General features: G+C 49.4%; 9 protein-coding genes and 2 rRNA genes (1 of these 11 only partly in view). 8 read left to right on the top strand and 3 right to left on the bottom strand.

The genetic code is table 11. The annotated features are described in order from the left end of the window. Positions 1-85: 85 nt before the first annotated feature. The 3 genes from ACJJIY_RS08255 (at position 86) to ACJJIY_RS08245 (ending at position 3,004) form a co-directional block, all read left to right on the top strand. Entirely contained in the window at positions 86-607 is a 522-nt protein-coding gene (locus tag ACJJIY_RS08255) for a hypothetical protein (RefSeq protein WP_444895233.1), read from the top strand. A 267-nt stretch (positions 608-874) separates the two neighbouring features. After that, positions 875-2,323 carry an ATP-binding protein gene (locus ACJJIY_RS08250; RefSeq protein WP_444895234.1) on the top strand — a complete coding sequence of 483 codons (1,449 nt, stop codon included), beginning with the start codon at positions 875-877 and terminating at the stop codon, positions 2,321-2,323. Between the two features lie 6 nt (positions 2,324-2,329). Further along, the gene (locus ACJJIY_RS08245) at positions 2,330-3,004 is read left to right on the top strand and encodes a response regulator (RefSeq protein ID WP_444895235.1); all 675 of its coding nucleotides are present in this window, start codon (positions 2,330-2,332) and stop codon (positions 3,002-3,004) included. A 34-nt stretch (positions 3,005-3,038) separates the two neighbouring features. Here the strand turns inward: ACJJIY_RS08245 and ACJJIY_RS08240 are convergent, their stop codons facing one another. Beyond that, positions 3,039-4,805 carry an aminopeptidase P family protein gene (locus tag ACJJIY_RS08240; RefSeq protein WP_444895236.1) on the bottom strand — a complete coding sequence of 589 codons (1,767 nt, stop codon included), beginning with the start codon at positions 4,803-4,805 and terminating at the stop codon, positions 3,039-3,041. Positions 4,806-5,082: 277 nt separating this feature from the next. Between ACJJIY_RS08240 and ACJJIY_RS08235 the strand changes: the two genes are divergently transcribed. The 5 genes from ACJJIY_RS08235 (at position 5,083) to ACJJIY_RS08215 (ending at position 9,921) form a co-directional block, all read left to right on the top strand. Beyond that, positions 5,083-6,666, top strand: a complete 1,584-nt coding sequence (locus ACJJIY_RS08235; protein WP_444895237.1) for a peptide chain release factor 3 — start codon at positions 5,083-5,085, stop codon at positions 6,664-6,666. Positions 6,667-6,729: 63 nt separating this feature from the next. Further along, entirely contained in the window at positions 6,730-7,347 is a 618-nt protein-coding gene (locus ACJJIY_RS08230; RefSeq protein WP_444895238.1) for a 1-acyl-sn-glycerol-3-phosphate acyltransferase, read from the top strand. Between the two features lie 11 nt (positions 7,348-7,358). Next, positions 7,359-8,126 (top strand): TSUP family transporter, encoded by a 768-nt coding sequence (locus ACJJIY_RS08225; protein ID WP_444892752.1) that lies wholly within the window; start codon positions 7,359-7,361, stop codon positions 8,124-8,126. A 4-nt stretch (positions 8,127-8,130) separates the two neighbouring features. After that, the gene (locus ACJJIY_RS08220; protein WP_282934336.1) at positions 8,131-8,481 is read left to right on the top strand and encodes a hypothetical protein; all 351 of its coding nucleotides are present in this window, start codon (positions 8,131-8,133) and stop codon (positions 8,479-8,481) included. A 30-nt stretch (positions 8,482-8,511) separates the two neighbouring features. Then, complete coding sequence (locus tag ACJJIY_RS08215; protein ID WP_444895239.1) at positions 8,512-9,921, top strand: M20/M25/M40 family metallo-hydrolase; 1,410 nt, start codon at positions 8,512-8,514, stop codon at positions 9,919-9,921. A 791-nt stretch (positions 9,922-10,712) separates the two neighbouring features. On the opposite strand, the gene rrf is transcribed toward ACJJIY_RS08215, so the two are convergent. Beyond that, positions 10,713-10,828 (bottom strand): 5S ribosomal RNA (gene rrf / locus ACJJIY_RS08210). A gap of 203 nt (positions 10,829-11,031) precedes the next feature. Then, positions 11,032-12,877, bottom strand: a 23S ribosomal RNA gene (locus ACJJIY_RS08205); it runs 1,036 nt beyond the window's last position.

The following is a 12,877-nucleotide window of genomic DNA, read 5'->3' as shown; positions in this document are numbered from 1 at the left end:
AGCACTGGTAACCAGAAGTATTCACAGCAACAGCAGTTTGAATGAAGTATGTTGCCCCATCGCCAAACCTGGGAGTGAGACAATAATGAAAATTCTTCGAGCCGTTCTTATCGGGTCTTTTATCTGGGGAATAACCAACCTTGCTACAGCACAGCCAGACTCACACACGGGCCATAACGGCGACCAACACCCAGTAGTCGAGATCCCTTTACACAATGCTGCACCGCGCATCGAACTGGACATTAGTCGCGATAAAATGTCCGGATATAACCTACATATAGACTACGACCGGTTCGAATTTGAATCCCCTCGCCACGCCAATGATGCCTCAAAGCAATATCTGGAAGGTCATGCCCATCTCTATATCAACGGTAAGAAAATACAGCGAATCTATGGTCCAGACTTACACCTTCCCGACAAGCTGTTTAAATCGGGCTTCAACCAAATTACTGTCACTCTTAACGCCCATGACCACAGTACCTGGAGCCGGGGAGGGAAGAGAATTCTTGCAACTCTATTTATCCGGCTCGATAAGCCCGATCTGATATTGCATCGTTTTTCTACATCTCCAATAAAGCCGGGAGTAAGCACAGGCAAACCGGGATAATAATAGAAGTAACTACCAGTAAGGACTCAATCTCTCCTACCGACTCAGGGCATGGAGGCCCCAAGAACAGCTTTGGATAACCAAGCTAAGCTTATTGGCACTTAGCTTGAGCTCTTATCGTGAGACTCTCGGAGTGTTAAAAGATTGCCCTGATATTTACAGTAAGTGTAGGCTTGATCTTCTGAGCCGCGTTTCCTCAGTGGAAACAGAGTAAAATGCACCTGAGCTCACTGTGAACACAGGCTACTGAAATCCAAGCTACCGGCTATGTCGTTAAATATTCGCTATAAACTAAGCCTCGCTTTCTTATTGACTACAGCAATTACTGTTGGCGGAATGTTCGTATTCTTTCAGTGGAGCTTTAAGCATGGTTTTATGACCTATATCCAGTCTCAGGAGCTTCGCGAGGTCGGCGATTTAGTAGATGAGTTACAAGAAATCTACGCCAGCGAAGGGAGCTGGCAATCTATCGACGGCAATAGCAGGCGCTGGCAAAGACTCCACAGACGCGTGATGTCCAGTCACTTTGAGGATATGCCACCCCCACATCGTCCACCTCCGGGTACGAGGGGGCCCCGCCGCCCGCCTGAGCCCCCACCTGAACACGCAGTGGGCAAGTCGCTTAATGCCCGCCTGGTCCTGTTGAACAAAGAGAAAAGACCTCTGATAGGTCGTTATTCAGGATCTGAGAACATGGTAATGCAGCCTCTGGTTGTGAACGGAGAAACCGTTGGTTACCTGGCTATCAATCCACTACCCGTGTTAGATGATGATTTGGCCGTAGGGTTTGTTAAAGAGCAATCGCGGACTTTCGCTCTTATCTCTGTTGCCACCTTCATTCTGGCACTAGCCATTGCCATCCCCCTTGCCTGGCAGCTGGTAAGGCCCATCCGTAAGCTGACCGAAGCGACATCCCATCTTACATCCGGCAACTTCAAAACCCGTATTGATATAGAGCAGCGAGATGAGCTGGGCCAATTAAGTGCTGACTTTAATCGGCTCGCCGCAACGCTGGAAGCAAATGAACATGCCCGAAACCGATGGATGGCAGATATTTCGCATGAGCTGCGCACACCTCTCGCAGTATTAAAAGGGCAGATTGAAGCCATTCAAGACGGTATCAGATCAGCCACACCAGAGAACCTGCGCATACTGCACAGCAAAATTCAACAATTGAGCCGCCTGATAGATGATCTCTATGAGTTGTCTCTCTCCGACGCGGGGGCACTAAGTTACTGCAAGTCCGACATCTCCCTGGAGAATATCCTACGAAGTGTTATCGAAGACTTTGAAATTCCATTCGACCAGAAAGGTATTCGCTTAAGCAGTGACCTCCAACTATCGGAAGATAAGTTAGTCTACGCAGATGAAGCACGCCTCAATCAGTTATTTAGCAACCTGTTAACCAACAGCCTGCGCTACACCGATAGTGGGGGACAACTCAAAGTAACTGCGCGCTGTGAAGCCCGAACAGCCATTATCACTTTCGCCGACTCCGCCCCCGGTGTTGCCAGTGCTGATATACCACACCTGTTCGAGCGCCTGTATAGAGCAGATAGTTCACGCAGCCGGGAAACCGGCGGTGCGGGTTTGGGGCTATCAATTTGCCAAAATATTGTTACAGCACACGAGGGTAGCATTTCTGCAACTCCGTCCACTATGGGCGGTCTTGAAATAAGTATTTTTTTACCCCTAAGCCAAAGGATTAAATGGTAGGAAGTTATGAGCGCCAAAATATTAATAGTCGAAGATGAAACCGAACTTGCGCACCTACTACTGGATTATCTTCATGCCGCCGACTATCAAGCCGAGATCATTTCTGATGGTAATCAGGTTGTCCCCAAAGTGGAAACTATGAAACCGGATTTGATCCTTCTCGACCTGATGCTACCTGGGCGGCATGGGATGGAGATTTGCGAAGAGATTCGCCAAAAAGGCAACGACGTTCCAATTATTATAATGACTGCGCAAATTGAGGAACCCGATCGTTTGCGCGGCCTGGAATCCGGTGCCGACGACTATGTTTGTAAACCCTACAGCCCCAGGGAACTCGTCGCACGGGTGAAAGCGGTGTTGCGCCGTCGACCACAAAAGGGCGAAGTCGGAAATGGTGGCATCGAACTAGATAGAAATACCGGGCAACTGCGAATCGGAGGTAAAGACGCCAATCTTACTGCGCTGGAGTTCCACCTATTTGACCTACTTTACAGTGAGCCCGGTCGAATTTTTTCCCGCGAACAAATCATGGACCGTATCTATTCCGATTACCGCGTAATCAGCGACCGAACTATTGATAGCCACATCAAAAAAGTGCGCAAGAAAATATCAGTGCTTATGCCTGAAAAAGAGTTAATTCACTCTGTCTACGGTGCTGGCTATAAGTTTGAGATAAATTAATTATGCCTGGGGGCACGCAGCCCCCAGATTCACACTACAAAGCTTCAGTAGCCAATTTTAACCATTCAGCAGTTTTTTCAGTAACCAGCGGGGTAATCACATCCCGCACCCTCTGGTGGTAACGATTCAGCCATTCCCGTTCAGTCTCAGTGAGTAGTGCCACGTCAATCAAATTACGGTCGATCGGAGCTAACGTAAGTTCTTCAAATTCTAGAAAATCTGGATAATTTTCGCTCTTTTTCACAAACACCAAATTTTCAATACGGATGCCGTACTGCCCTGTGAGATAAAACCCCGGTTCGTTGGAAACGATCATCCCCGGCTGAAGAGCAACACCTGTTACAGCCTTACCTATCCGCTGTGGCCCCTCGTGAACACTTAAGAAACTACCAACACCGTGACCGGTACCATGGGCATAATCCAGCCCTACCTCCCACAGCGAACGGCGTGCAAGCGCATCAATTTGCTCTCCACAAGTCCCCCTGGGGAATCGCAAAGTCGCAATTGCAATATGTCCCTTTAAAACCCGGGTAAAATTTTCTTTTGCCGAAGGCGGGAACTCACCCAGAGCAACAGTTCGGGTAATATCAGTGGTGCCATCTGGATATTGGCCTCCAGAATCGCACAGATATACCCCTTCTGGCTTTATAGCCAAACTGGATTCAGGGCTCACCCGATAGTGCACAATGGCCCCATTCGGACCATAGCCGGAAATTGTCTCAAAACTGTTGCCCTGAAAGCCTTCGCGAGCCTCCCTTTTACTCCGTAAAAGCTTTACTGCGGACAATTCGTCAAAATGGCCTGTCGCAACCTGTTCAGGTATTTCCGCCAGGAATTCACACACCGCAGCACCATCCCTTTCGTGTGCAGCCTGGCTGCCTGCCAGTTCAATCGCATTCTTACAGGCCTTGGCTTCCGTGACCGGGTCACCTTCCAGCATTAGTTCAATATCCAGTGCCCGCAATTGCTGTAAAGTCCAACTGTTGCTAATCAGGGGATCTATCCATATTTTATTGACGTGGCGGCGCTTAATATTTTCAAATAATTCCCCTTTGGCCACGACTAGACTTACATCTTTATCCAAGTGCTCAATCAACGCATCCCCTACAGCGCCCTCCCCCAAATAAAGAGTTGCACTGCCATCCCGATAAAGGACTGCATTGGCCAAGGCCACTGGTAAGTGCGGAATATCCTCTCCACGGATATTAAAAAGCCAAGCACAGCTTTCAGGATTTGGTAGCCATAAAGCATCGGCTCGTTTTTCTGCGAGACGTCGGGCAATCCTCTGCCGTTTCTCTTTGGAATGCTCACCAGTAAAGATGAAGGGGTGTGGGCGCGCAGGCCCACAGGGAGATGCGGGGCGGTCATTCCAGATGGCATCAATCGGGCTCTGTTCCATCGGCTGCAGTTGGATATCCCTTTCAGCCAATCGCTTCTTGATCAAGGCCAATCCCGGCTCCGTGTGCAGTCGCGGGTCATACCCCAGAGACTGACCGGCATCCAGCTGACTACACAGCCACTCAATGATCGCGACTTGACTGAGGCTCATTAACTCAATGGGTTGATCACCAAGTTGTTGCTGCGCCTGCAAGGTATAGCGACCATCAACAAATAATGCCGCTTCTCGACTGCCTACCGCAGCCATTCCTGCGGAACCAGTGAAACCTGTCAGCCAGGGCAGTCGCTCATCTGCCGCAGGCACACTTTCATTTTGGTACTCATCAGCGCGGGGTACCAAGAAAGCATCGACACCCTGCCGCTGCAACTCTTCCCGCAATGCCTGTAAACGCTCCCGGCTCATAACCTCTCCCCTTCAATAACTGAGTTTGCCACTGCACCGCTAAAAGCCCTTCGATGACTGTTGGCCACAATAGAGTACAGTGTTAATCCAAATGGATTTGAGCAAATTGTCCAGGTGTGCCAGTCCCGCTGGCAACTCAGCCCATTGACATGACCCCATTCGCCGAGCTGGTAAACTGACAAGTCTAATTTCGCAGTATACCCCACCCTCGGAGCAACGCCTGCGTGTATAATACGCCCCTATTTTTTTCGAATATCCAGTGATCGAATCTTAAAGTATGGGTCAAAGTTCTTCCCTGGCAGGCTTTGCCGGCCGCCGCACCTTCGCCATTATTTCCCACCCGGACGCCGGTAAAACAACCGTGACCGAAAAGCTTCTTTTGTTCGGGAATGCAATACAGCAAGCGGGCTCCGTTAAGGGGAAAAAAGGTCCCCACGCACGCTCTGATTGGATGACGATGGAACAGGAACGCGGTATTTCTGTTACCTCTTCCGTTATGCAGTTCCCCTACAAAGAGAGGACTGTAAACCTACTGGATACACCGGGACACGAAGACTTCTCTGAAGATACCTACCGGGTACTCACCGCCGTCGACTCCGCACTGATGGTGATTGACGGGGCCAAAGGTGTGGAAGACCGCACCATCAAGTTGATGAATGTGTGCCGCTTGCGAACCACACCGATTCTCTCATTTATCAACAAACTCGACCGGGATATTCGCGACCCGATCGAGGTAATGGATGAGATTGAAGAAGTTCTGAATATCCAGGCTGCCCCTATCAATTGGCCTTTGAGTTCAGGAAAAGGTTTCAAGGGGGTCTATAACCTCTACACCGATACCATCCATGTATTCTCCCAAGGTCAGGGCCACAGAATTCCCGATGATATTCAAATTAAGGGTCTGGACTCCGCTGAGGCTGACGCACTACTTGGCGAGTACGCCGAGGATATTCGGGAAGAGATTGAATTGGTTCGTGGAGCCACTCATGAGTTTGACCAGGAAGCTTATCTTGCCGGTGAACTGACCCCGGTATTTTTCGGTACGGCCTTGGGTAACTTTGGCGTAAGGGAAATGCTCGATGGTTTCGTTGAATGGGCGCCCTCACCCCAATCCCGGGAAACCAAAGAGAGAAAAGTAGAGCCCAGCGAAGATAAATTCTCCGGCTTTGTTTTTAAAATCCAAGCGAATATGGACCCCAAACACCGCGATAGAATTGCCTTTATGCGTGTCTGCTCCGGCACCTACAATCGCGGTATGAAAATGAAGCATGTGCGCATTGGCAAGGATGTAAAAATTGCCGATGCGGTGACATTTATGGCTGGCGACCGAACCCACGTAGAAGAGGCCATTGCCGGCGATATTATTGGTTTGCACAATCACGGTACTATCCAGATCGGCGATACCTTTACCGAAGGCGAAGCACTGAAATTTACCGGCATTCCCAATTTCGCCCCGGAACTGTTCCGTCGCATACGTTTAAAAGACCCTCTCAAATTAAAGCAATTACAAAAAGGGCTTCAGCAGCTTTCTGAAGAGGGGTCAACCCAGGTATTTTTCCCGCTGGATAACAACGACATTATCGTGGGCGCAGTTGGTGTACTACAGTTCGAAGTAGTCGCTTACCGATTAAAAGACGAATACAAAGTTGAAGCCATCTACGAAAACGTCAACGTGAACACTGCGCGCTGGGTAGATAGTGAAAGCGCCAAAGAACTAGAGAATTTCAAGCGCAAGGCCAGTAGCAACCTGGCACTCGATGGCAGCGGACACCTAACATACTTGGCACCGACGCGCGTTAATTTACAATTGGCTGAAGAGCGCTATCCGGAAGTTCGCTTTTATGCCACGCGGGAACACTAAAGCAGCAAGGCTAAATACCTTTGCTGAAACCTTAGTGTGACAGCAGTAAGAAAGAGGCAAATAATGAGTCAGTTTGTAGAAATACCTACTGAAGTACCCAATGAAGTACCTCGGCTGGGCAATCGCATCACCAAAGCTATTGGCAAGTTGATAATCAAGGTACTCGGCTGGCGAATGGATGGGAAAATCCCTCCAGAAAGAAAAGTCATGGTGGCTTTGGCTCCCCACACATCCAATTGGGATTTTGTGGTTGCCATGCCATTTATTATGGCATTGGGTATTAAAATTTCCTGGCTCATGAAAAAGGAAGCTTTTTTCTTCCCGTTTAAAGGACTATTTATGTGGCTTGGAGGTGTTCCTACCGATAGGCGCGCCGCAGGTAATATCGCTCTACAAGTTGCATCGAGTTACCGGGAAAATGAAAAAATGTGGGTGGGGATTACTCCCGAGGGGACCCGCAAAAAAGTAGGGCGCTGGAAGAACGGTTTTTTAAGGATTTCCTATACCGCTCAAGTTCCTATTTTGCTTGTTGCCTGGGACTTTCCCAATAAGCGTATTTGTATTGACTCCCTGTACCAGCCTATCGGTGATCTGGAACAGGATATGGCAGAGATCCAAAAGCGCTTTAGCAAGTATCAGGGGTATTACCACGATAATGAAAGTACTCTTGAAAAGGGGTAACCAGTCCACTCGTGATACAGTTAAGTAGTGAGCTTTCTACTTATACCTACCTGATACTGACAGTAATCGCCTTTACCGCAGGCTTTGTCAGTGCGATCGCCGGGGGAGGGGGAATAATCACCCTCCCCGCTTTACTCTGGGCCGGCATTCCCCCACTCGATGCTCTCGGTACCAATAAGTTTCAAAGCGTCTTTGGCACCCTATCATCCACCATTAACTTCCTGCAAAAAGGCCAGTTGAATTTACGCCCCCTCTGGCCAGGACTACTTGCTGCAATTATCGGTTCCTGCCTAGGCACCTTAACAGTCGCTTCACTTGGGGAGGCTGGCCTCAATACCTTACTTCCCATCCTGCTCATTGCTATTGCCCTCTACTTTATTCTGTCCCCTCGCATTTCCGACATTGACTCAAAACCCAGAATCAGTAACGTTACTTTTAATCTAGTTGTTGGCGGTGGGCTCGGCTTTTACGGGGGCTTCTTTGGCCCTGGGATGGGGTCTATCTGTGCAGCCGCCTTCGCAGCGCTACTCGGCTACAATATGCGTGCGGCTACGGCATCAACAAAACCTATTGTGCTCGCTACCAATGTGACCTCTATGCTAATTTTTATCGCTGGAGGCCATATTTTTCTATTGCTCGCTATCGCTATGTCTTTTGCCCAGGTTGTAGGAGCTCGTCTCGGCTCCAACCTCGTGATTGCAAGAGGTGCCAGTATTATCAAACCGGTAATCATTATTGCCACCATTGCTGTGGCAATAAAACTATTAGTGGAGGATTGATATCGTGACCTGGCTGGCAACGCTTATTCTTTCTTTCATTGCCTTTGTTATTGTGGTTTGGGTTCTTATGCACCTGCGCAGACCCAGATTTCGAATGGACCGAGGCAGTTTTGTTAAGGGCCTTGAAGATGTAATCACCGGGCAAGCCAGCGATACTGAATGGCGAGCACTCCTCGCCTGCCCAATGCGACACGACCCAAAGCTTGAAGAGATGCGACAACGTTGCCTCAATATTGAAGACAGCGAATATACTGGCGAACCGCCCTACTTATTTACAGAAAAAGGCCTGCGTAAGTTACGTGAAATTCGCGAGCAACTGATCGCGGCCTCATCAAATAACGAGCCAAAAGCTTAAGACTGAAGAGTATTAACAAAGGATAGACCGATGTTGAAACCACTGCTTTCCCTTACCGGGGGACTGATCACTACCATGGCACTGGGAATAGCCCAGGCAGCCCCTCTGTCACAGGAAGATGTATCTGTGGCGGAAGTATTACGTGACCAGGCACTGGAAAGCTCCGACGCCTACAGTATTGTAGAGTCTTTGACCGTCGAGGTTGGACCACGACGGACAGGCACTGAGGGTGATGAAAGAGCCGTTGCCTGGGCACAAGACAAAATGAAGGCATTTGGCTTTGATCGCGTCTATACCGAGCAAATTGAGGTACCCCGCTGGATTCGTGGCCATGCTCACGCCGAAGTCATATCCCCTTTCCCCCAGCCACTAGTTGTCTCCTCCCTCGGCTATGGCGCCGCCACTCCTGAGGGAGGGTTAACAGCGGAAATTATTGAGTTTCCCGATGTGCAGGCCCTGTTGAAGGCCCCGGCCAGCCAAGTGAAAGGTAAAATCGCTTTTATCAATAAGCGTATGGAGAGAGCGCGCACGGGGGATGGCTACGGCCCTGCAGCGCAAGGTCGCAAGCTGGGAATGCGTGCTGCCGCTGAAAAAGGGGCTGTTGCCATGCTGTTGCGCTCCGTAGGAACCGACTCAGACCGATTTGCCCACACCGGTATGATGTCGGTTGATGATGTGGAAAACCCAGTTCCTGCACTCGCACTTTCCGCTCCTGATGCAAACCTGCTCGAGGCTATGCTCCAACGCGGCAAGCCAGTCCAGGTAAAACTTGATGTTGAAACTGAGCGACTGAGTGACGGCCCCTCTTTTAATGTCATCGGTGAGATTACTGGCCGTGAGCAACCTGAAGAAGTCATGATTATCGGTGCGCACCTGGATTCCTGGGATGAAGGCACCGGGGCCTTGGACGACGGAGCTGGGGTTGCCATTGTTATGGAAACTGCACGTCTAATTGCTGAGCTGCCACAGCGCCCCCGTCGTACCTTGCGAGTCGTGCTGTTTGGTGCAGAGGAAATCGGATTGGTAGGTGCTAAGCAGTATGTTGAGGCACACGTAAAAGAACTGGACAATATTATTGCCGTCTCCGAATCAGACTTTGGAGCAGGGAAAGTCTGGCGTTTCGATACCCGTCTCCCTGAGAGCAAATTTGATATTGCAGATCAAATGATGCAACTCCTCGCCCCCCTGGGTATTGAGCGCGGGAATAATGAATCTTACGGTGGCCCAGATAGCAGTGTGTTTGTTGCGCGCGGTGTGCCAGCCTTTGGTCTATACCAGGACGGTACCGACTACTTCGATTATCACCACACACCCAACGATACCCTGGATAAAGTCGACCCTGAGAATCTTCGTCAGAATGTAGCGGCCTGGGTTGTAATGTCTTTCCTGACCACAGAAATGGAAGGAGACTTGGGCCGAGTTCCTACTGCCTCTGAATAAATAAAAGATACAGACGATATTTTTAAAGCCCCACCTGGTGGGGCTTTTTTTATCCCCAAACTTTTCTTCTCTCGCATACTGGCGTACCAATCAGCCGCAGTAATCCACAGATTTATCGCTCATAACACTGTTAATAACTGATGTCCGTTTTATGGCGCCTTTGTTACCAACAGAAACCATGGATAGAGCTGTGTATAACTCCGGGATATCCCCGGCCAGCCCCGTGATTGCTTGGCTCTATTGAAGGCGGGTAAAAAAGCAGCACTTTTGCGCAGATTTCCACAGCCAGCGGTTACTAACAGAAAGTCTGGATAGAGTTGTGCATAACTTTAATAAACGGGCTGCAGGCCCCGTGGTTACAGGGGATTACTGCAGAGACTAAAAAATCACCGATATTTTTACCGGCTAAATTTAATTTTTGGCGGGAGTGGTATGGGTACTTTTCTGAGTTTTACGCGAGTTATTTTTGTTGGATTATTTTTTGAGTGAGTGTAAAGGCATTTAGAGAGAAGATCGGTAAAGATCTATTTTTATAGGCTTTTTAGGAGAGCGTCTATTTAAGGTGCTCAGGTAGTTTTAGGTTTTTCTTTTTTTAATTACTGACTGATTTTTTAAATAGAAAGTTGAGCATTAAAATTTTTCAGAGCTATTTTTATTTTTTCTATTTAATTTCTACTAAGTATTTTCTGCTTTCTCATTCCTATTTTTTGTTTTTATTTTTGTTTTTTTAAATATTTTTTCAGCTATAAAAAAAAGGGCCACCCTATTGGGTGGCCCTTTTCGGATTAGAAGCCTGACGATGACCTACTCTCACATGGGGAAGCCCCACACTACCATCGGCGATGTTGCGTTTCACTTCTGAGTTCGGCAAGGGATCAGGTGGTTCCACAACTCTATTGTCGTCAGGCAAACTGGCTTGGGTTGGCATTGGTCTTATAAGCAAAGTGCTTGGCCTGCCGCGTTATCGCTGTTTGCCTCGGTCATGTTGCTGACCGGCGATAACCCCAAATAAGTCGGTAAAACAATCTGTAGTAATACACCGCAAGGGATCGTATGTCTCTAACTCACAATCCGCTAGCTTAGCTAGTCGTTAGTAACCATCTCTGTTGTATGGTCAAGCCGCACGGGCAATTAGTACTGGTTAGCTCAACGCCTCACAACGCTTCCACACCCAGCCTATCAACGTGGTAGTCTTCCACGGCCCTTCAGGAGGCTCAAGGCCTCAGGGAGATCTTATCTTGAAGGAGGCTTCCCGCTTAGATGCTTTCAGCGGTTATCCCGTCCGAACATAGCTACCCGGCAATGCCACTGGCGTGACAACCGGAACACCAGAGGTTCGTTCACTCCGGTCCTCTCGTACTAGGAGCAACTCTTCTCAAATCTCCAACGCCCACGGCAGATAGGGACCGAACTGTCTCACGACGTTCTAAACCCAGCTCGCGTACCACTTTAAATGGCGAACAGCCATACCCTTGGGACCGGCTTCAGCCCCAGGATGTGATGAGCCGACATCGAGGTGCCAAACACCGCCGTCGATGTGAACTCTTGGGCGGTATCAGCCTGTTATCCCCGGAGTACCTTTTATCCGTTGAGCGATGGCCCTTCCATACAGAACCACCGGATCACTATGACCTACTTTCGTACCTGCTCGACATGTCTGTCTCGCAGTCAAGCGCACTTATACCATTATGCTCATTGCATGATTTCCGACCATGCTGAGTGCACCTTCGTACTCCTCCGTTACTCTTTGGGAGGAGACCGCCCCAGTCAAACTACCCACCATACACTGTCCTCGATCCGGATAACGGACCAGAGTTAGAACCTCAAACATACCAGGGTGGTATTTCAAGGACGGCTCCACAACAACTAGCGTCGCTGCTTCAAAGCCTCCCACCTATCCTACACAAATAGGCTCAAAGTTCAGTGCAAAGCTGTAGTAAAGGTTCACGGGGTCTTTCCGTCTAGCCGCGGGTACACTGCATCTTAACAGCGATTTCAATTTCACTGAGTCTCTGGTGGAGACAGCGTGGCCATCGTTACGCCATTCGTGCAGGTCGGAACTTACCCGACAAGGAATTTCGCTACCTTAGGACCGTTATAGTTACGGCCGCCGTTTACCGGGGCTTCGATCAAGAGCTTCGCCGAAGCTAACCCCATCAATTAACCTTCCGGCACCGGGCAGGCGTCACACCCTATACGTCCTCTTACGAGTTTGCAGAGTGCTATGTTTTTAATAAACAGTCGCAGCCACCTGGTCACTTCGACCGGCCTCAGCTTAGGGAGCAAGTCCCATCACCAAAACCGGCGTACCTTCTCCCGAAGTTACGGTACCATTTTGCCTAGTTCCTTCACCAGAGTTCTCTCAAGCGCCTTGGTATTCTCTACCTGACCACCTGTGTCGGTTTAGAGTACGATTCACTATTACCTGAAGCTTAGAAGTTTTTCCTGGAAGCAGGGCATCAACCACTTCACCCACTAAGTGGGCTTCGTCATCAGTTCTCAGCCTTAGGGACCCGGATTTGCCTAAGTCCCCAGCCTACAACCTTAAACATGGACAACCAATCGCCATGCTGGCCTAGCCTTCTCCGTCACTCCGTCGCAGTAATAGCGAGTACAGGAATATTAACCTGTTTCCCATCGACTACGGCTTTCGCCCTCGCCTTAGGGGTCGACTAACCCTGTCCCGATTAGCGTTGGACAGGAACCCTTGGTCTTCCGGCGGGGAGGTTTTTCACCTCCCTTATCGTTACTCATGTCAGCATTCGCACTTGTGATACCTCCAGCAGACCTCCCGATCCACCTTCAACGGCTTACACAACGCTCCTCTACCATGCTCCTAAGAGCATCCGCAGCTTCGGTTATCAGTTTGAGCCCCGGTATATCTTCCGCGCAGGCCGACTCGACTAGTGAGCTATTACGCTTTCTTTAAAGGATGGCTGCTTCTAAGCCAACCTCC

The organism is Microbulbifer maximicatervae (SeqCode) (genome assembly GCF_052468155.1).
This window is presented reverse-complemented; position numbering and strand designations above follow the sequence as displayed.